The sequence below is a fragment of the Kaistella jeonii genome (assembly GCF_000812865.1).
In the GTDB taxonomy this organism is placed as follows: domain Bacteria; phylum Bacteroidota; class Bacteroidia; order Flavobacteriales; family Weeksellaceae; genus Kaistella; species Kaistella jeonii.
Window position 1 is genome coordinate 282,398 of record NZ_JSYL01000001.1, and the last position, 21,486, is coordinate 303,883.

At 34.5% G+C, this 21,486-nt stretch carries 17 protein-coding genes; 5 read left to right on the forward strand and 12 right to left on the reverse strand.

The annotated features are described in order from the left end of the window. Positions 1 to 18: 18 nt before the first annotated feature. Entirely contained in the window at positions 19 to 1,383 is a 1,365-nt protein-coding gene (locus OA86_RS01225; protein ID WP_039347563.1) for a M20/M25/M40 family metallo-hydrolase, read from the forward strand. Next, entirely contained in the window at positions 1,383 to 1,736 is a 354-nt protein-coding gene (locus tag OA86_RS01230) for a diacylglycerol kinase family protein (protein ID WP_039347566.1), read from the forward strand. Before OA86_RS01225 ends, OA86_RS01230 begins: the two co-directional genes overlap by 1 nt. Here OA86_RS01230 and OA86_RS01235 read toward each other — a convergent pair. The 7 genes from OA86_RS01235 to OA86_RS01265 form a co-directional block, all read right to left on the reverse strand. Beyond that, on the reverse strand, positions 1,733 to 2,506 hold the full coding sequence (locus OA86_RS01235) for a patatin-like phospholipase family protein (RefSeq protein ID WP_039347569.1): 774 nt from the start codon (positions 2,504 to 2,506) through the stop codon (positions 1,733 to 1,735). The genes OA86_RS01230 and OA86_RS01235 overlap by 4 nt on opposite strands. 706 nt (positions 2,507 to 3,212) lie before the next feature. Next, a complete protein-coding gene (gene lpdA, locus OA86_RS01240) occupies positions 3,213 to 4,604 on the reverse strand; it encodes a dihydrolipoyl dehydrogenase (protein WP_039347572.1) in 1,392 nt (463 codons plus the stop codon). A 42-nt stretch (positions 4,605 to 4,646) separates the two neighbouring features. Further along, on the reverse strand, positions 4,647 to 5,540 hold the full coding sequence (locus OA86_RS01245; RefSeq protein WP_039348347.1) for a TIGR01777 family oxidoreductase: 894 nt from the start codon (positions 5,538 to 5,540) through the stop codon (positions 4,647 to 4,649). Between the two features lie 58 nt (positions 5,541 to 5,598). Further along, the gene (locus OA86_RS01250) at positions 5,599 to 6,399 is read right to left on the reverse strand and encodes a DCC1-like thiol-disulfide oxidoreductase family protein (protein ID WP_052257329.1); all 801 of its coding nucleotides are present in this window, start codon (positions 6,397 to 6,399) and stop codon (positions 5,599 to 5,601) included. Positions 6,400 to 6,569: 170 nt separating this feature from the next. Beyond that, complete coding sequence (locus tag OA86_RS01255; protein ID WP_039347575.1) at positions 6,570 to 7,073, reverse strand: GbsR/MarR family transcriptional regulator; 504 nt, start codon at positions 7,071 to 7,073, stop codon at positions 6,570 to 6,572. A 311-nt stretch (positions 7,074 to 7,384) separates the two neighbouring features. Beyond that, positions 7,385 to 9,814 (reverse strand): alpha-ketoacid dehydrogenase subunit alpha/beta, encoded by a 2,430-nt coding sequence (locus tag OA86_RS01260; RefSeq protein WP_039347578.1) that lies wholly within the window; start codon positions 9,812 to 9,814, stop codon positions 7,385 to 7,387. Positions 9,815 to 9,975: 161 nt separating this feature from the next. Beyond that, a complete protein-coding gene (locus OA86_RS01265; protein ID WP_039347580.1) occupies positions 9,976 to 10,206 on the reverse strand; it encodes a hypothetical protein in 231 nt (76 codons plus the stop codon). Between the two features lie 185 nt (positions 10,207 to 10,391). Between OA86_RS01265 and OA86_RS01270 the strand changes: the two genes are divergently transcribed. Beyond that, positions 10,392 to 12,116: a helix-turn-helix domain-containing protein gene (locus OA86_RS01270; RefSeq protein WP_039347583.1), complete on the forward strand. Its 1,725-nt coding sequence runs from the start codon at positions 10,392 to 10,394 to the stop codon at positions 12,114 to 12,116. Positions 12,117 to 12,267: 151 nt separating this feature from the next. Here the strand turns inward: OA86_RS01270 and OA86_RS01275 are convergent, their stop codons facing one another. The 3 genes from OA86_RS01275 to amaB form a co-directional block, all read right to left on the reverse strand. After that, positions 12,268 to 12,516 (reverse strand): DUF2007 domain-containing protein, encoded by a 249-nt coding sequence (locus OA86_RS01275; protein WP_039347587.1) that lies wholly within the window; start codon positions 12,514 to 12,516, stop codon positions 12,268 to 12,270. Positions 12,517 to 12,669: 153 nt separating this feature from the next. Then, positions 12,670 to 14,004 (reverse strand): L-lysine 6-transaminase, encoded by a 1,335-nt coding sequence (gene lat, locus OA86_RS01280; RefSeq protein ID WP_039347591.1) that lies wholly within the window; start codon positions 14,002 to 14,004, stop codon positions 12,670 to 12,672. Between the two features lie 213 nt (positions 14,005 to 14,217). Then, complete coding sequence (gene amaB / locus OA86_RS01285; RefSeq protein ID WP_039347595.1) at positions 14,218 to 15,768, reverse strand: L-piperidine-6-carboxylate dehydrogenase; 1,551 nt, start codon at positions 15,766 to 15,768, stop codon at positions 14,218 to 14,220. A gap of 217 nt (positions 15,769 to 15,985) precedes the next feature. Between amaB and OA86_RS15765 the strand changes: the two genes are divergently transcribed. Beyond that, complete coding sequence (locus OA86_RS15765; protein ID WP_169743932.1) at positions 15,986 to 16,144, forward strand: hypothetical protein; 159 nt, start codon at positions 15,986 to 15,988, stop codon at positions 16,142 to 16,144. Between the two features lies 1 nt (position 16,145). On the opposite strand, the gene OA86_RS01290 is transcribed toward OA86_RS15765, so the two are convergent. Both OA86_RS01290 and OA86_RS01295 read right to left on the reverse strand, forming a co-directional pair. Then, on the reverse strand, positions 16,146 to 17,402 hold the full coding sequence (locus OA86_RS01290) for a hypothetical protein (RefSeq protein WP_039347598.1): 1,257 nt from the start codon (positions 17,400 to 17,402) through the stop codon (positions 16,146 to 16,148). Continuing rightward, on the reverse strand, positions 17,356 to 19,929 hold the full coding sequence (locus tag OA86_RS01295) for a DUF2339 domain-containing protein (protein ID WP_039347601.1): 2,574 nt from the start codon (positions 19,927 to 19,929) through the stop codon (positions 17,356 to 17,358). Before OA86_RS01295 ends, OA86_RS01290 begins: the two co-directional genes overlap by 47 nt. Before the next feature lie 168 nt (positions 19,930 to 20,097). On the opposite strand from OA86_RS01295, the gene OA86_RS01300 reads away from it, so the two are divergent. After that, a complete protein-coding gene (locus OA86_RS01300; RefSeq protein ID WP_039347604.1) occupies positions 20,098 to 21,486 on the forward strand; it encodes a DASH family cryptochrome in 1,389 nt (462 codons plus the stop codon).

Sequence of the window (21,486 nt, forward strand, 5' to 3'; positions counted from 1 at the left end):
TATCAATTTTGAAACCCTATGAAATATTCTATTATAAAAATACTTCCGCTCTTTTTGGGCGGAATTTTATTTTCTCAAAGCCAACAAGACTCCCTACAGTTTAGAAATATTGCCGACGAAATGTTGGTCAATGGAACGGCTTATAAAAATCTACATCAACTTACAAAAAATATCGGTCACCGTTTAAGCGGTTCTGAAGCTTACGAAAAAGCCACAGATTGGGCGGTTTTAAAATTAAAAGAAGCCGGTGCAGATAAAGTTTGGAAAGAAGAAGTAATGGTTCCAGTTTGGGAACGAGGCAAAGAATCTCTTCAAATTAAGGATCAAAATGGAAAGTGGAAATCTTTAAGAATGCTTTCTCTCGGTAATTCTGAAGGAACAAAAGGCAAAGATGTGGAAGCGGAGATCGTCTTTGTGAAAAACAAAGAAGATTTTGATAAACTACCCGATGCTGCTATCAAAGGCAAGATTGTATTCTTCAATTATGCTTTTAACCAAAAATTTATCAGCACCGGACAAGCTTATGGTGATGCCGGAAAATACCGAAGAAGTGCAGCTTCGTGGGCTGGAAAGAGAGGTGCAAAAGCCGTAATTATTCGCTCACTTTCTTCCGCGTTTGATGATGTTCCACACACCGGAATGATGAGATATGATGAAGATGACACTTTCAAGATCGCCGCTGTTGCAATCGGACCAAAAAGTGCCGACGAACTGGAAAAAACTCTAAAATCTCAAAAAGTATTTGCAAAACTCAATTCAAACTGTGCGATGAAGGGCGAGAAACTCTCCCACTCTGTTATTGGCGAAATCACCGGAAACAAAGATAAAAGCGTCATCGTCGTTGGTGGACATTTAGATTCCTGGGATGTTGGTGAAGGTGCGCAAGATGACGGCGCCGGAATTGTTCAAAGCATCGAAATTCTGAGAACTTTCAAGAAAATGGGTTTGAAAAATAACCATACCATTCGTGTAGTCTGTTTTGCCAATGAAGAGAACGGAGTGAAAGGCGGAAACAAATACGCGGAAAATATCAAGAAAAATAACGAAACCCATCTATTTGCAATAGAAACTGACGGTGGTGGTTTTACACCGCGCGGAATTGCCTTGGTAATGACTCCCGAAAAAAGAAAGCAAGTTCAGTCCTGGAAAAATCTTTTTTTACCATACGGCGTTTATAATTTCGATATGCAATATGCCGGAACGGATATCGAACCGATGGAACCTTTCGGCGTTCCTTTGGCGGAATTAGTTCCTGATTCACAACGATATTTTGATATACATCATTCCGATGAAGATACTTTTGACAAGGTGAACCGCAGAGAATTATTATTAGGAGCCGTTGCAATGGGACAATTAATTTACATGATCGATAAAAGCTGGTAATGAGAAAACCTCCTTTTTACAAGAGTTTTTTAAACTCAATCTCGGGCGTTTTTTGGATGCTAAAATCAGAGAGAAATTTTCAGCTCGAAATACTCGGACTCATCCTGAATCTTTTCCTTATCGTTTTCTTGAAATTAAATGCGACGGATACTGCTTTAATTTTAATTGTCAGTTTTGCAGTTTTAAGTTTGGAAATTTTAAATACAGCAGCTGAAAAAATCTGTGATGTTGTGCAACCTGAATTTGACGAACGCATCAAAATCATCAAAGACATTTCCGCAGGAGCAGTAGTTTTGATGTCGTTTGCGGCAATTTGCACCGGAATTCTAGTCTATTGGAAATATATTTTTTAAAGGCTAAAACTTTCGTAAGAATCTTTTGCAGCCTGATAACCGATGTCGAAAATTTCTTCGAGTCGGTTGGCTTTTCTTTCAAAAGTGCCATAATTCGCCAGTTTTTTAGACGTAATAATCCAGTCACAATAGGAAAATTTGTGAATTTCGGTTCGATGAGACATCAATTCGTACGCCCGGGTTGTGACCGCTTTTATGGTATTCAGATCCCCTAATTCTACATCTTGCGGGGGCGAAACATAAACACCGATCAATTTTTTACAATCATGATGAATAATATCTGCGGGAAAATTATTCAGAACTCCGCCATCGCTGAACATTTCATTACCAACAATATAAGGAACCGTAATTCCAGGGATCGAGCAGGAAGCTATAACTGCATCCACGATTCTATCTTTTCCTTCAAATATTTTCTGCTCACCGGAAACCAATTCTGTGGCGATTATTTTCAAATTTATTTCAAGGTCTCCCATCGTCATGTCCTTAAAAACAGGATACAGATAATTTGAAAAGATGGTGGAGGAAACCAATCCAGGTTTGTTGAATGCAAAATGTCGCCAATTAAAAAAATAGACCGATTTAAAAAAATTTAAAATTTCTTCTCCTGATTTTCCAGCTGCATACAACGCACCCACAATCGCACCTGCACTGCAACACGCCATAACATCAGCTTTGATGTTTTTTTCAGCCAAAAATTTCAGAACTCCGGCGTGAGCAAGACCTTTTGTACCGCCACCAGAAAGAACCAAACCAAGATCGTATTTTTCCATGATTAAAATTGAGTCAAAAGTAAGAAACCATAGACCAATTCTGCGATTTTGTTTCAGTTTATGTAATGCAAGGCTTCGTATAATTTGCTATTGATGGTCAATAGGACTAAAACAATTGATATTGGGAGCATTTTATCTTAGTTTAAAATTTGAAAGGTTCAAATTTTAGGTGTTAAGCTGATCTCTTGACATCTTAAGCTGATTGTTTTACGTATAACACTGATAATTTAACGTACTACACATATATTTAGACGTATTAAACTTATATTTAGACGTATTAAACTTATATTTATACGTATTAAACTGATATTTATAAGTATTAAACTGATATTTATCTGCATTAAACTTAAATTTATTTGTATTAAGCTTTAATTTATCAGCTTTACATTTTAATTTATAGTTTAATGGTATAATTTTATGGATGAAATAGTACTGATAGAAAAAGGAGAAGCTGTAACTTGATGATATGTTTTGATTATCATCGCTCAAAGTCTGGAAACTTTGGGCAGCGAAGGAAATTTATCTATTTGACGCTCTCTTTCTGCAGCCCGGCTTGAACGGAGCTCTTTTTGTGAAACGAAGTGGAACAAAAAAGCGGGAGTGGAAGACGGATTAAGCTGCCCAAATAATAATCATTACCAAACCTTTCCAAATAAAAAAACTCCAGTTCAACACTGGAGTTTCATATATCTATAAATCGTTTATATTAGATGTGAATCACTTCGCCATAAGCGGCGGCAACTGCTTCCATCACTGCTTCTGAAATGGTTGGATGCGGGTGAATTGATTTTAAAACTTCGTGACCTGTTGTTTCTAATTTACGCGCCACAACTGCTTCTGCGATCATATCGGTAACGCCGTCGCCGACCATATGACAACCCAGCCATTCGCCGTATTTCGCATCGAAAATTACTTTGATGAAACCATCGGTATCACCGTTGGCTGTAGCTTTTCCGGAAGCTGAGAACGGGAACTTACCAACTTTCAATTCGTAACCTTTTTCTTTCGCCTGCTTCTCGGTTAAACCAACAGACGCCACTTCCGGATGACAATACGTGCATCCCGGAACATTGCCGTAATCGATTTTTTCTACGTGAAGGCCTTTGATCTTTTCAACACAGGTAATTCCTTCTGCGGACGCGACGTGCGCTAAAGCTTGCGTTGGCAAAATATCACCGATCGCATAATAGCCCGGAACAGAAGTTTCGTACCATTCGTTCACCAAAACTTTTCCTTTGTCAGTCTGAATACCAACTTCTTCGAAACCTTGCCCTTCGATATTGGAAGCGATCCCAACGGCTGAAAGTAAAATATCTGCTTCTAAAGTAATGGTTCCAGTCGCAGTTTTCACGGTTGCTTTTACGCCGTTTCCTGAAGTATCAACAGATTCTACGGAAGCGCTGGTCATGATTTCAATCCCTGATTTTTTCAAAGATTTCTCCACGTGTTTTGAAGAGTCTTCGTCTTCCACAGGAAGAATGTTTGGCATGAATTCTACAACGGTCACTTTCGTTCCCATCGTATTATAGAAATCAGCAAACTCAATTCCGATCGCACCTGAACCAACAACGATCATTGATTTCGGCTGCTCTGGAAGAACCATCGCTTGACGGTATCCGATTATTTTTTTTCCATCTTGCGGAATATTTGGCAATTCTCTGGAACGAGCTCCCGTTGCGATAATGATATGTTCCCCTGAATATTCAGTTGCTTTTCCGTCTTTATCGGTTACCGAAACTTTTTTACCTTTTTGAATTTTGGCAGTTCCCATGATGACATCGATCTTGTTTTTCTTCATCAAGAAAGCGATTCCACCACTCATTTTAGTGGCAACTCCTCTACTTCTCTGGATTACTTTGGTAAAATCAAATCCTGGATTTTCTACTTTATTTAAACCGTACTGTTCGGCTTGTTGTAAATATTTAAAAACGTGTGCAGATTTTAACAATGCTTTGGTTGGGATACAACCCCAGTTCAAACAAATTCCGCCCAAGCTTTCTTTTTCAATAATGGCCGTTTTAAAACCTAATTGTGCGGCTCTGATTGCCGTAACGTATCCACCGGGACCACTTCCGATGACAATAATATCGTAGTTCATTATTTAAAAATTTGATGCGAATTTACGGAAATTTTTTGAGGTTTAAATGAGAGTTTCCAAGGCTTTGTTAAAGTTGGGATTGTTAAATTCAAAGCCTGCATCTATTAATTTTTTAGGAAATACATTTCTACTTTTTAACATCAGTTCCGTTTCGGTCTTGATAAAAATTGCAGCGATTTCAAGAAGCCAAACCGGAGCCGGAATTCCGAATGGAGCTTTTACTTTTTTGCGCAGTAAAGTCATCATTTCTTTGTTAGGCAAAGGATTTGGAGCGGTTACATTTATCGAGCCTTTAATATTTTCATTATCAATAATAAATGCTACCGCTTTACAGAAATCTTCGATGTGAATCCAGCTCATTAATTGATTTCCTTTTCCTTGTGCTCCGCCTAAACCTAATTTAGAGATCTGGACAAATTTTGGAAAAGCACCACCGTTTTTACCCAAAACTATGGAAGTTCTCAGCGCAACTTTGCGAACATTCTTATTCTCTTTTTTGAAGAATGCTGCTTCCCATTGTTTGCAGATATTCATCGAAAAATCATCTCCAATAATTCCGTTTTCTTCGGTATTCAAATTGGATTCTGAGTGGATATAAATCGTTGCAGAACTTGCATTCAACCAAATTTTCGGTGGATTTTCACACTGATCGATCGCCTCTTGTAGAATCTTCGTACTTTCAATTCTGGAAGATAAAATCTCCTTCTTGTTTTTTTCAGTGTAGCGGCAATCGACAGATTTTCCTGCGAGATTAATGAGAACATCGGCATTATCCAAATCAGATTTCCAATCTCCTACTGTTCTTCCGTCCCAATAAATGTCGTTTTTATTTTTTGGATTTCTTGTCAATATTTGTACTTGATTATTTTTTGAGAGGAAAAAACTTTCTAATTCTTTGCCTAAGAATCCGGCTCCACCTGCGATTATAATTTTCATTTTGATATTTTTTTGATTGATACTAAATTTTAAAACTTTGTAGCTATTAATAAAAACTTTACACAGCAATAAAAACAATAATGAATAAGTGAAATAAGACTAATGACATTGTTGATTTATAGCCTAGTCGCAATATTCTCGACCGTCTTAAATTTTCAAAGATTGTAAAAATTAGTAGAAAAGCAACAAAATAATAAGTTGATTCGATTCTAAAATTTAAATATAAAAAAGGAATTGTGATTAAAGCTGAAATTAAAATTACAGTCATTAAATTTCCGATATACTCAAAGTACTTTTCTTTTGAAAATGCTTTTGTAAATAGCGTTTGCCAAAAGAGTAAAGCCATCATCAATAAAAACACTTTTTCAGTTATCAAATTTCCAGAGAAAGTTTGACTTAAAAATTTCCCAAAGATAAAGGAAGAAAGTAGCGTTGCGAAAATAAGATATAAAACTCTGTATTTTAAATTGAAACTTGGAACACAAGATTTTTCAGTGATGATTTTTGAAGACGGAACAATCACTTTGCGGTTGTATGAAATCAGGGAATATAATTTTTTAAAAAACCAATAAACGGGTTGAAGACGTCCAATTTTTTCCAGGAAAGGAAATGAGTTTCCTATGATCAACAACAAACTGTCTAAACCATACGTAACCTCATTATTTTGATGATTGATGAGTGCAATTTCGTTTTTAGCGCGATCGTAATCAATGATCAGTCTATTATTTTCTGACATGTCTGAAAAGTTTTCTCGACCTTCTTTTTCCAACATTCCACACTTGATAAATGCGCTGGAATAAGCATTGCACATTGGACAATCTTTGTCGTAAAGTAAACTATGGTCGGCGAGATTTTTCATGATTAAGAATTTTAAAATGGAAGAAAATCTGATTTTGTTCTTTTGGAATTTTTGAAGATAAAATGGAAGAACCAGTTAAAGATTATATTTTTCATTTTATTTAAATTTTTATACTTTCAGTAATTAGTGAAAATAGGCAGGAAATAAAAAAGGAATTTCTTCCTTTCTTTTTATTTTAAAAGATTCGTGATCTTACCAACGAGCCAATGTTCATCGCTCTTGATCGCCAAATCCATTATATTATTAATTTTACTGGTGACATTACCAAAATCATTCATGAGTTTAATAAACTCTTTTGCTTCGTCGGAATCGTTGTCTTCAATTTCTTTTAATCCATCCAGAAAATCGATGATTGGTTCAATCTCTCTTTTTCTGCGCTCTTTCGTAATTTGTTTAAAAAGAAACCAAACGTCTTTATCTGCGGAGAAATATTCTTTTCGTTCTCCTTTAACCAATTCTTTCTTTACAATTCCCCAATCCATTAAAGCCCGGAGATTTGTGTTTGCATTTCCACGCGAAATTTGTAATTCTTCCATTACCTCGTCTGTTGAAAGTGCTTTTCCATTCGCCAATAGCAATGCATGGACTTGAGCCATGGTTCTATTAATTCCCCAATTGGTTGCGAAAGTTCCCCAGGTTTGAATGTATTGTTCTTTAGCTTCTGCGAGTTTCATTTTGATTGGTTTGAATTTCTATTACAAATGTAATAAATATTATTGAACTTTCAATACTTACTGAAAGTTTATTTTAATCTTTTATTTTATCAACTTCGAAAATTAGATTGTAAAGATAAGTTTTGGTAGAAGCCAATTCTTTATTAAACGAAAGGAAGCGAGCTAAAGCCATTCCTAGTTATAATTAAATAAATGTTAATTCTAATCTATTACTCATTAAAAAACCCTTTCAGCATTTTAAATGCTAAAAGGGTTGATTCTAAAAAAACTTTGTCTAAGATCTTAAATTTTGACAAAGTGAATTGTAGTTATTAAATCTTCGGAAATTTCGCCGGATTTGTTTCCGTAAATAAACCGTAAATTTTCTCAACCATATCATCAACACTTGGCTTGCTGAAATAATCGCCATCACTTCCATACGGTGGACGGTGATTTTCTGCAGAAATGGTTAATGGATCGGAATCTAAATATCTGAATGCTTTCTGTTTTTCTAAAATTTGCTGTAAAATACATGCAGTTGCACCTCCTTCAACATCTTCGTCAATCACGACCAATCTGCTCGTTTTTTTAACACTTTCACCAATCTCATGGCTTAAATCAAATGGAATCAAAGATTGAATATCAATCACTTCTGCGGAGATTCCAATTTTTTCTAATTCCTGAGCAGCTTCCATCACCAATCGCCAGGTTGATCCGTAAGTTACTAGAGTCACGTCATTACCTTCTTTGGTAACTTCAATTTTTCCAACAGGAACCGTAAATTCTCCTAAATTATCAGGTTGTTTTTCCTTCAAACGATATCCATTCAAACATTCAATGATCAAAGCCGGATCATCAGATTTCAACATAGTATTATAAAATCCTGCAGCCTTCGTTAAATTCCTTGGAACGAGAACTAAAATACCTTTTGAAAGATTAAGAATTCCCGCCATTGGAGAACCTGAATGCCAAATTCCTTCTAATCGGTGACCACGAGTTCTGATAATTAAAGGTGCTTTTTGCCCACCTTTTGTACGGTACTGAACCGTTGCCAAATCATCACTCATTCCTTGAAGACAGTATAAAATATAGTCCAAGTACTGAATTTCAGCAATTGGTCTTAAACCACGCATTGCCATTCCAATTCCCTGACCAAGAATTGTAGCTTCACGAATTCCGGTATCTGCGATTCGTACTTCGCCATATTTTTCCTGAAGTCCTTCTAATCCTTGATTTACATCACCTATATTTCCAGCGTCTTCTCCGAAAATTAAACATTCAGGATAATTTTCGAAAATTTTATCAAAATTATTTCGAACGACTACTCTACCATCAACCGTTTCTGAAGCGTCGGAATAAATTGGCGCAATTTCTTTAACATTAGTTGCTTTCCATTCGGATTGTGAATATAAGTGCGAAGAATAATTGTCTTTTTCTACTGCAAAAAGCTCTTCATATTTACTTTGCAGATTTTTTCTTTCTAAACTTTGATTTGTTCTAGTTGCAAACAAAGACTTTCTTATCAAATGAAAAATATCTTTTTTTGCAATCGTAATTATCTTATTAAATTTCTCTAATTCTACAACAACTTCGGCATTTTGAGATTTTAAATTTTCAACTAAAGGAAGAATTTCCCCTTTTAAATGCTGAATGGTTTTCTGATAATTTTCCCAGGCTTTTTTCTGACCTTCTTTAACAAATTTCTTTGCGTTTGCTTCGATTTTCTCCAGCTCTTCAAGGGTTGCTAATTGTTGTTCAGTATCTTCAATTTCTATAGAATAATTAAGAACCCATTCTCTGAATTTCAACAAGCCGTCGAATTCACCTTCCCATTTTAAACGCTCTTCATTTTTATATCTTTCATGAGAACCGGAAGTGGAATGTCCTTGAGGTTGAGTTACTTCAATAACGTGAACAACAACCGGAACACTTTCTGTTCTAGCAAAATGTTCTGCTTTTGCGTAAGCATCTAGTAGTGCTGGATAATCCCAGGCTTTTACCTGAATAATTTCACAACCTTGATTTTCGCCTTCATTTCTTTGAAAACCTGAAAGCATTTCTGCAATATCAGCTTTTGCTCTTTGGTTTTGTGTAGGAACAGAAATGCCGTAACCATCATCCCAAATTGAAGTAATCATCGGAACTTGTAATGCACAAGCAGCATTTAAAGTTTCCCAAAAATGACCTTCCGCAGTTGACGCATCTCCAATGGTACCAAAAGCAATTTCGTTTCCATTGTTAGAAAATTTTTCTGAACCTTCAAATTTTACTGATTTATAAACTTTCGAAGCCAAAGCTAGTCCAAGTAATCTTGGCATTTGTCCTGCTGTTGGAGAAATATCAGAAGAAATATTTTTTTGACTCATTAAATCTTTCCAACTTCCATCTTCATTTAAACTGCGGGTTGCGTAGTGGCCGTTCATTTGTCGTCCTGCAGAAGCTGGTTCACGCTCAACGCTTGTATCAGCATATAGCTGAGCGAAGAAACTTTCAACAGAGACTGCATCGATTGCTAACGCAAAAGTTTGATCCCGATAATAACCAGATCGGAAATCACCATTCTTAAAAACTTTCGCCATCGCCAATTGTGGTAATTCTTTTCCGTCGCCAAAAATTCCGAATTTTGCTTTCCCTGTTAAAACTTCGCGTCTTCCTAAATAGGACATTTCACGCGAAATTCTGCCCAGTTTATAATCTTCTAATATGTTTTTTTTAAAATCCTCAAAAGAGATTTCTCGAGTTTGAATATAGGTTTCTTGCATAACAAAGGGATATTTTACAAATATACAAAAATAAGGAAACTTAATAAAATAAGGAATTATAGAAATATTACGCAGTTCTATAAAAACACAGTTCTTCCGCGAATAAATTCACGGAAGAACCAACACAAATGATGAAAAAAAAATTTATTTAACTAAAGACGTTATTTTTTTGGTGGCGGTACAATTTCACCATCGACTAATGAAGCTGGATTATTGTTTTGGTCAGTATTTAAATTATTAGCATTATCTTTCTGTAATAAATTATTTGAGGAATCTTGTACTCTTTGTAAAGTTGCTGTTTCTTCAGGAGATAATACATCATCAGATTGTCTGCAAGATTGTAATGTTATTGTAGTTAAAACTACTGCTGCGATAAGTGCTAATCTTTTCATACGTTTAATTTTTACAAATGTATGTTAGTAAGCAGATATCAAACAAAAAAAACAACCGTTAGTTTATAAAAAATCACAAGCATATTGTAAATTATTTGGTGTTTTTTAAAAAAAAATGCAGTAATATTGTAAATTAAGTGAATAAAAAGAAGTTATCTCACTAACGTTCATCATATTAAGGTCTTATGCAGTTGAAATATATTTTAGCTTTTTTATTTCTATTTACCCTAAATTTTTCTACAAATTTTCATGCTCAGACTGTTTTGAATTCAAACTTAACTAATGAAGAGATTGAAAAGAAGATAGATGATTACAGCAATGATCCTGCAAAAATGTGGGAACTCATCAATTTCTACATCAAAAAATCTAAAAAAGAAAACAATACAGAGGCTTTATTTTACGCCTATCGGTATGCCAGTATTACCAGCACTTATCCTTTAAATTTAAAATATGCTGACAGTGCATTGATTACGGGAAAAAAATCGAAGATTAAAAAAATATTATTAGATGCATATTTAAATCGTGGTAATATAAATATGTCCGAGGAATTTTATCAAAAGGCTCTGGATGATGTTTTGGTTGCAAATAAATTATCACAAGAATCTGGTGATGCCTATATTTTTAATAAAACCATTTACTACATCGCTCAAAATAAAATTTATCTCGGGCAGTATGAAGATGCTAATAAAGAGCTTTTTACATGCTTAAAATTTTTTAAAGATAATTTACAAAAAAAAACATCTTTAGGGAAAAATTATGAAGTATATTATATTTATTCTCTAATGAGTCTGATTGATTCTAATACAAAATTAGGTCAGTTTCAAGAAAACAAAATCCTTTTAAAAGAAGCTTTCGATTATCTTCAAAAAAATAAACTCACACAATATATTCCTTATTTTATTTCTTCTGAAGGTACTGATGCTTATTATTCGCAAGATTATGATACTGCTATATCTAAATTTTCTGAAGCTATTAGATTGTATAATGACCAATGGGAACATAACACTGAAGTTTTCTACCTGGGATTATCTTATTGGAATACGGGCAAAAAAAAATTAGCGATAAAATATCTAGAAGAGATTGATAAACATTATAATAAAACTAAAAAGCTCGATCCTCAATTCAGGTCAGCGTACGAAGTGCTTATTAAGTATTACAATTCCACAGGTAATAAAGAAAAACAGTTGGAATATATTAATAAACTGATGATTCTGGATAGATCTTATGAGAAGAATTACAAATATCTTTATGGAAGGATCGTAAAAGAATATGATACTAAAAAATTGGTATCAGAAAAAAACAGAATTGAAAGTACACTAGAAAATCAAAGAATTATTTTTATAAGTTTAGTAACGATTCTTGTAATTGGGTTCTTACTTTTTGGGTACCGCATTCAAAAGGAAAAGCAAAATTATAAGAAAAGATTTGAGGAAATTATCGCACAGCAAAATAAAATCGAAAAAGAAGAAGATAAATTAATTACAGCATCTCTTGATTACGAACATCAACAGAAATTTGATTACGAATTTTATAATAAAATCCCAGGACTCAATCCTGTTTTTGTAGAAAATATTTTGAAACAACTGGAAATTTTTGAAAATGAAAATAAATTTCTGGATTCTCAGGTTTCGCAAAAATCTTTAAGCGAGGAATTAGGCACTAATTCTACGTATTTTTCGAAAATTATCAACACTTATAAAGGGAAAAATTTTGCACTTTATATTAGTGATCTTCGTTTAGACTTCATTATTGATCATCTTAAAAATGATATGAAATATATTAATAAAGATGTAAAAGAACTTGCCTCCATTGCTGGATTTTCGAGTGCTGAAAATTTTTCAGATAATTTTCGCAGGAAATTTGATTTGAAACCTTCGGTATTTATCAAACTGATGAAAGATAAACTATAAACCTGAGTTCAATTAATATTTTGTTAAATCTGGGATTTAGGCTGCTTGACATTTCCTTCTGAAGATCTACATTTCGAAAAAATTAAAAAAAAATCGAAATCCTATAAAAAGATTTCGATTGATGTAAAACGTAAAATTTAAATTAATAAGATTAATTTTTACGATTGCTAAAATTTAATTCTGTTTCTCGTAAGTAAGCGTCGATTATTTTGAACGCTTCTTGTTCCTGACGTAAATTGACCATTAATTTAATCATACTTGCAGTCGGTGTGGTGGTAAATGACATGTATTTGTCATTTACAAAAGTGATAATATCTTGCGCTTCCAATTTCGATTTAATTAACTGAATTTCCGAAGGTTTTTCACTTTCAAATACTGATACTCTCGTTTCTCTTGCCATAATAATTTCGGGTTTGAAATCACAATATATTAAAAATTTACGTTTTATCCAAATTTTCACTAGGAAATCAATATCGTTAGTACTGAAACTTCATCAAAAATGTTAAAAATTCATCAATTGCAGATTATGGTTGATTTATAATAGGTCTTATTTTTAAATTTTAGAAATGTTAGCAATTATTTTATCTAATGCCATCTGAATTTCTTCTTTACTGACATTTAGGTGTGGACGAAAACGGATGGAATGATCACCACACGCTAAGATAATTAGACCATCATCATATAAAACTTCCCGCAAACGGTCGCGCTGTTCTCCTGTCGGCAAATCAATCGCACACATTAAACCTCTTCCTCTTGCATTGGAAACTTTATCAGGGAACTGTGCTTGTAATTTTTGCAAACCTTCCAATAAATATTCACCGACAATTCTGGCATTTTCAACTAAATTTTCTTTCTCAATAACTTCCATTATCAATTGGAAACGAAGAATATCAATGAAATTTCCACCAAAAGTAGAGTTGATTCTGGAACTTTCCTGGAAAACATTATTCGGGATTTCATCAAATTTTTCTTTATTCGCCAAAACTCCACAAACCTGAGCTTTTTTACCAAAAGAAATAATATCGGGTTTTGCAGTAAAATGTTCATAAGCCCACATCTTTCCGGTCAAACCGATCCCGGTTTGTACTTCATCAAAAATTAATAAAATCTCATTATCATCGCAAATTTTTCTTAAACCAACAAAAAATTCATCTCGAAAATGATTGTCACCGCCTTCTGCCTGGATTGGCTCAATAATTATACACGCAACTTTATTAGGATTCGAAAGAATGGCTTCCTCAATATTTAAAAGTGCCAAATTTTCATTTTTGATGGTTTGTGCTAAATTTTCCTCTGTAATTGGAAAGTTCAAATGTGGATTGATGATTCTTGGCCAGTCAAATTTTGGAAAGTACTGATATTTTCGTGGATCAGAAGTATTTGTTAAACTCAAAGTGTAACCACTTCTACCATGAAAAGCCTGTTTAAAATGGATACAGATTCCAGCTTCCAAATCGAGTCCCTTTTCAAAATTCTTGCGTGTTTTCCAGTCGAAGCAAGCTTTCATAGCGTTTTCTACACCCATCGTTCCACCTTCAATAAAGAACGCATACTGCAATTCTTTTGGAATAGCTACTCTTTCGAAAACTTCCATAAAATTTGCAAATTCTTCCGAATAAACGTCGGCTAAAGTTGGCTTATAGATTGCCATTTTTCCTAACCAAGCTGATCTTTCCACCAAATAAGGATGATTGTAACCAATGGAAGCGGAACCAAACATGGAAAACATATCGAGATAATTTTTGCCTGTAACTCGGTCATGAATCCAGGAACCCTGAGAATTTTCAATGTCCATCACAAAATCAAAACCGTCTGCAAGCATGTGCTTTCCGAGGGTTTCTTTTACTGTATTGGTCGGTTCTGGATGAGATGCAATTGCGTTATTCATATTTTTTGAAGTTAGAAGATGGAAGTCCGAAAATGGAAGTCCAAGATTAAAAGTTATTTTCTCTGTATTTTACATTTTTTAAAAGATTCTTTATTAAGTGGAATCTTTTGCAGCCCGACCTGAGTGGAGCTCTTTTTTATTTTTTTTCTGAGAAAAAAATAAAAAAAGCGGGAACGGAGGGCGGAATTGTCTGCCCAAATTACTTTTATTATTTTACAAATCAAACTTAATTCCCTGTGCTAAAGGCAAACTGTCTGTATAATTTATGGTATTAGTTTGTCTTCTCATGTAATATTTCCAAACATCAGAACCGGATTCTCTTCCGCCGCCAGTTTCCTTTTCGCCACCAAAAGCACCACCGATTTCTGCACCTGAAGTTCCAATATTCACATTGGCAATTCCACAATCGGAACCATTTTGAGACAAAAACAATTCTGCTTGTCGCATATCTGTCGTCATAATCGCGGAACTTAGACCTTGAGGAACATCGTTCTGCATTGCGATCGCTTCTTCCAGAGTTTTATATTTCATGATATAAAGGATCGGTGCAAATGTTTCGTGCTGTACGATTTCGTAAGAATTCTGTACTTCAGCGATACATGGTTTTACGTAACATCCGGAAGAAAAATCATCACCTTCCAAAACGCCGCCTTCAACGACAAAATTTCCACCTTCTTTTTTACATTTTTCAATAGAATCAAGATATTGCTGAACCGCTTGTTTATCGATCAATGGTCCGACGTGATTATTTTCGTCTAAAGGATTCCCGATTTTTATTTGTCCGTAAGCTTTTACCAAACGGTTTTTTACATCATCAAAAATAGATTCGTGAATAATTAATCTTCTGGTAGAAGTACATCTTTGTCCTGCAGTTCCTACTGCGCCAAAGACTGCTCCGATAATCGACATATTCAAATCTGCATTTTCTGTAAAAATAATCGCGTTATTTCCACCCAATTCTAATATTGATTTGCCGAATCTTTGCGCCACATTTGTTCCTACAATTCTTCCAACTCTCGTAGAACCTGTAAAAGAAATTAGGGCAACATTTTTATCATTTACCATTTTCTCCCCAATTTTGTGATCGCCTACGATCATGGTTGAGATTCCTTCGGGAAGATTATTTTCTTTTAAAACTTCGATGATAATATTTTGACAGGCGATTCCACAAAGTGGTGCTTTTTCAGAAGGCTTCCAGATGGTAACATTTCCACAGATCCAAGCAAGCGCTGTATTCCAGGACCAAACTGCAACCGGGAAATTAAAGGCAGAAATAATTCCTATAATTCCTAGCGGATGATATTGTTCATACATTCTGTGTCCAGGTCTTTCGGAATGCATCGTGTAACCATGAAGTTGACGGGATAATCCAACTGCAAAATCGCAGATATCGATCATTTCCTGAACTTCACCCAAACCTTCCTGCAAAGATTTTCCCATCTCATAAGAAACGAGTTTTCCTAAGTCATCTTTATATTCTCTTAATTTTAAACCAAACTGACGAACCAATTCTCCCCTTTTCGGTGCGGGAATTTGACGAAATTCTAAATAAGCTTTTTTTGCAGTTTCAATAACCTTGTCGTAATCAGCAGAACTCGCTGTAGTAACTTTTCCTATTAACTTGCCATCTGTTGGAGAGAAACTTTCAAGTAAATCACCATTGGCAAAGTATTTTCCACCGGTTGAAACTCCTAAATTTTCTTGTTGAATACCTAAATTAGAAAGGGATTTTTCGATTCCAAAATCCTGATTTGTTTGGGACATAATTTTATTTTGAATTGTCCTTAAAGATACTACAATTGCTGAAATCAGAAAAATTTTAACAGGGTTTTATTGAATTTAAAAGGATTTTGGAATTTAGAATACAATATCGCAAATACGATGAATAGCATGATTTTCTTTAATGAGATCAGTATCAATTATTTTGACATCTAAATTTTAAAGGTCTAAATAATAGTATTAATTTTGGGAAAAGTTCTCCATGGAAAATTTACAGCCAGAAGATAAAAACCAGAAATTTAAAAAGTGGTTTAAGCGCGTAGGAATTGGCGGCGTAATCTTTTTTACGGTGAAAGGAATTGCCTGGCTTTTTGTCTTTTACTATGGTGCGGAATTATTTCAGGATTGCACCGGAAAATAAATTAGTCATTCTTCCCTAGATCTTTTAAAAGTCCCATAGAAAAATAACCGATCACCAGCAAAGCTAATCCGATGCAAAGCCACATGAACAAAGGTGTTCTCCAGAATACATTTTCATTTTTATTATGATTTATGGCTGTCACTTTACTCAAATTACTAATTTCTGTTTGCTGAAGCTGAGACTGCACATTTTCCTCAAAATTGGATAAATCGTATCTCGGTCGCAAGAGTGTGGAGTCGATGACAATATTGTATTTTTCACCCGCTTTCAATTCTGAAATAAGAAGAACCGGTTCTTGGAAAAACTGAATATCAGATATTTGTAAAGGTAAATTATCTTCATTTTGAATAATAATACTTAAGTTTTTTTCAAAGATCTCTCCAAACTTAAACTGATTTGGCGCTTTCGAATTTAATTGAAAATCAACGAGCGATTCCAAATAATTCTTTTCCTCGCGTTTTACAACTTTGGTCCTGTTCACCAAAATCGCGGCATCTCTTAAATAAAACTGAGGCGCTGAGATCGTAAATTTCAAACCGTTTATGACTTGCTTTGAATTGAAAGCGATATCAATTCTTGTGGTTTTATCTGTTTTATTTTGCGAGACAGTTTGCTTGAAATTTTTTAATTGAATTAATGGAACTTCCTGCGTCGCCTGATCACTTTTTAAAGAAGCTGCTAAAACCTGAATGGGAAGGGATTTCTTATCCACGAATTCAAATTTTAGAAATTTGTAATTATTTAAAGGAAAACGAAAATTCTTTAAAACCTCAGTATTGGTAGCGCTCTCAAGGTCATTTAAACTTTCATTGTAAACCAGACCATACCATTGATTTTGATCGTTGCTTCCGGAAATAGAATAAATTTTTCCAACATTCGTATTTGCAATGGTCAAATTCAGTTGATCAATTTTGACGGCATTTTCATTAGAGATAATGACAGAAGTAGAAATATTTGGAAGCGTATTTACGGCAACAATTTTCAGATTTTCAACAACACTTTTCTTATTTGAACTCAGGTTTGGATTTAAAACATAGGGAACTTCATTTTTTTTAGAATCTAAAATCCGAAAATGATCCCAGTTGTTTTGCAAAGCGGAAAGTAATTCTGGTTGAACAATAATTTGAGTCAGACCATCTTTTTCTACGGGTTGTAAAGTCCCCGTAAAATTCTGCGCACTACTCCATGCTGCAATCATTAAAAATAAAACTTTAAATACTTTCATCTTCTTTTTCTTCTTCAACAATTTTCGGTTCATCCGATACTAATTTTTTCAATTTTTGGTACACAAAAGAAATAATTAAAATTAAAACCCCCAAAAGAATAAATGCGATAATTTTACCGGTTTCAGAGGCATCATTAATGTCATAAGTGAACAGTTTAACAACCGTAACTCCCAATAAAACCAAAGCGATAATGCGCAATTGTTTCCAACCCCGTTTTATCCCGACAATGAGTAAACCAAAGGAAATTATTCCCCATAAAACCGGGAATCCAACTTTTACAATTTGAGTTTCTAAATTATATATTCCGGTGAAATATTTCTCAGTCATCGAATTATAGGCTTCTGAACTCACATTCATTTCAGAGATCGAAGCAATCGTATCTGGAATGATATTGGCGCTGTTATAAAACATTACCTGAACAATCATTTCCTGACTCAAAATTGTAACTCCCACAATGACAAAAATCCAGAGTGCCCATTTCAATTTCAAAAGACCTAAAACCGGAGTAATTAAACTGTTTTTGATGATGACATACAAACTGAAAATTACGCTTGCTAACAAAACGAAATGCAGTAAATAAGCGGAAATATTTTTCGACATTTTTAAAGGTCCATCGTGTAGATCGGCAGTCGGCAAATTCATGAAAGCAAACATGAGAATCAATAGATTTACAATCCCAAGAACTGTTACACCCTGTTTTAAGAAATGCGATTTCCCTTTAAAAGTGAAGTAAATCAATACAGCGGAAAATGTAAAGTGGAAAGCGGCGCCGTAAGAAATCACGGTCGCAGAACTTTCATTATATAATTTCGCCTGGTAAACTGTTTCAAAAATCCCGGTAAAATAGCCGACTATTATCGATAAACTGAAAGCGATCATCCCGTAAAATTTAGGATCGAAGGTGATCCCATAAAAGGTCTTTTTCTCACTTTCATTTCTCATTAAATAAGAGGTATAAATTAGAGAAATTACAGCCACAATTCCTGTGATAAAGACTGGTCGAATGATCTCTCCGGAATCTTTAAAGACCGAGTAAGACTGTTCCCAATCCATCATCAAACTCACTAACATTAAGGCCTGAACAATCACAGCGCTCCATTTGAAAACTTCGATTTTAGATTTCTGAGCCAACCAAAATAAGAGTGCCGCTTCACAAGCCCAGAATAAAGTGATATAATTTCCTTTAAACTGAATCGGAATCGTAAGTGTAGCGAAAGTCAATGTTAAACCTAAAAGCAAATAAACCGCATTTCTGTTGAGGCCAAAGCGCTTGTAAAGAATGCTCGCAAAAACCAAATTATAAACACCCAGAACAACGGTGAATAAACCTTTGAAAGGAACATTCCAGTCCGTAATAATGGCTAATCCCATTCCGAAGAAAAAGAAAGTATTGGCAACGATGAGAAAATACTGAATTTTTGAAAATGTCCCGGAACTTCGTAAATTATTAAGAACAGTTGCAACGCTGAATATTAAATAGAATAAAGTGGCAAAAAACAGGGATCCACGATGCGGTACATTTGGTAAATTGATCGCATGATTCCACCAGATTGAGAAAAGAAGGCAGGTGAAGACAAATGCTAAAATGGTTACGATATTCCACTTTTTATAGTAGGAAATAATCAGCATTCCAATATTTAAAATTGCGATGTAAGTGAGCAAAACCATATAATTCCCTTCCCCTGTACTTACCATCCACGGTACGGCAAATCCAGCTATGAGTGAAAGCACGCCCAATTCCTGTCGATTGTAGGAGACAGAAATAAAGGAACTTAAAATTGTAATAATGATCATTATTACAAAGGCAACAGATTGACTGAACAAATGATATTCCTGGAAAGCAATGGCAATCGTAAAATAGAAAATGGCAAAAGCTCCCGCGACAAAAACAGAACTGAACGCTTTATAATTCGCCTTCAATCGATGCGCAATTCCCATCACCAAAGCTCCGGCTAAAACACCGATCCCAACTCGCGCCGGTTCATTGATCCAGTTTTTGTCGATGGCATATTTAACGAAGAAACTAATTCCTAAAACCAGAATTAAAATACCGATCTTGTTAATTAAATTTTCCCCGATAAATTTCTCAATATCTGGATTTTCTTCTTTGAATTTCTCTAACCAGGATTTTTTCGGAATTTTAGGTTCCTGAATCTTATTGGAAACTGGAATGGAAACCGGATCATTTGAAAACGCAACGATTCTTGTCTCTTCCGGATTTTCGAACTCAAACTCCTCTTCTGTCAAAGGAATTTCTGAGTCAAATTCAGTTTCCGGTTCTACGATTTCCTCTTCAATTATTTTTTCTTCATGCAAAGGAACTGTTCGCACAATAATTTCTGGTGCTTTGGTGAGTTCTTGTTCTGGAGATTCCGTCGAAACGTTTGTTGAATTTACGCCCGAAACTGTTAATTCCTCGATCTTTTTTTGAAGGCGATCCAGCTTATCTTCTAATTTTTTTAAATTAATTTCAGAGATAGATCGCGAAGAATTGATCTTCCGCAAGATGATGATGAGTAAAATAACCGAAACTAAAGTTAGAGGGTTGAGAAAATCCATAAAGTATGTTTTTACAAACATACATAAAAGCATTTATTTTTTGACGCTTCAGATGAATTTCTAAATTAAAGTTTTTTTGTATGGAAATAGCATAAAAATTGATTGACTCATCCGTAATTTTAAAAAATGTGTAAAAAAATTCTTGTTTAGTTATTAATTGTATTTTCAATGAAGAGAGGTTTGGTTTGGTTTAAAAATGATTTGCGCCTTCACGATAACGAAGCGCTTCATCATGCAATAATTGAGTGTGAGGAATTGGTTTTTTGCTTTTGTGTAGAAGAACAATTATTTGCAAAACTGGATTTAGGTTTTCGAAAAGCAGACATTAACCGTTTTAAATTTCTCGAACAGTCTGTCCTGAATTTGCAGGAAAATTTAGAAAAAATTGGTGGTCATCTTTTGATCGGGGAAGAATCAGCCTTGAAAACTTTACCTGAATTAATTGAAGAATTTGAGATCACAGATCTTTACGCAGAAGAAGAATATTGTAGTGAAGAACTAAATCTCATTTCGGAAGTTCAGAAAATATTACCCGCACTCAACTACCATTTTTACTGGGGAAAAACACTGTATCACAAAAATGATATCCCTTTTGGAATTACAGATATTCCCTTGACGAGCAAAGCTTATCGAATTCCGGCGGGTAAAGAATCTGAACCACGGAAAACCTTTAAAAGCCCAGAAAATTTAAATAGTTGTAAAAATACAAAAAGCTCAAAATTTCCTTCTTATAAGAAGTATAGTTTTACAAAAAAAGAATATGATCATGCAGATCCATTTTTAGAAGGTGGAGAAACTTTGGCTTTGGAAAGACTTCAATATTACACCTTTAAATCAGAACTTTTAACCCGTTATCGCTGGACAAGAAACCGCTCGGAAGGTTTGGATTACAGCTCAAAATTTTCGCCCTATCTGGCTTTAGGCTGTATTTCTCCGCGCGAAATTTATGAGACCGTGAAAGAATATGAACAAATGGTGACAAAAAATCAAAGTACGTGGTGGCTCATCTTCGAACTGGTTTGGCGGGATTATTTTACTTTTAAAGGAATGAAATTTGGGAACGAGATTTTTAAAACAAAAGGTTATAAAGACAAAGAAATTCCTTTTGAAAACGATCCGGAAAAATTTAAAAAATGGTGTGATGGAATGACGGGAATTCCTTTCATAGACGCACACATGAGACAATTTAATGAAACAGGTTACATGAGCAATCGAGGCCGTGTAAATTGTGCAAGTTATTTTGTAGTTGACTTAAACATCGACTGGACTTGGGGAGCAGCGTATTTTGAAAGTAAGTTGATCGATTACGACGTGACTTCAAACTGGATGAACTGGCATATGCAGGCTTTTGAAATTTATTACACAAATCCTGTTCATCAATCCAATAAATATAGAGCGCAGGATTACATCAGAAAATGGATCCCAGAATTAGGAGATAAAAATGATATTGAAACTTTAATTCCTTGGGAATTTGATATTCCGGCTTATCCAAAACCCATTCAAGTTTATAAGAAATGGACGAGAGCGATCAATCTCATTCAAAAATTAAAAGATTGA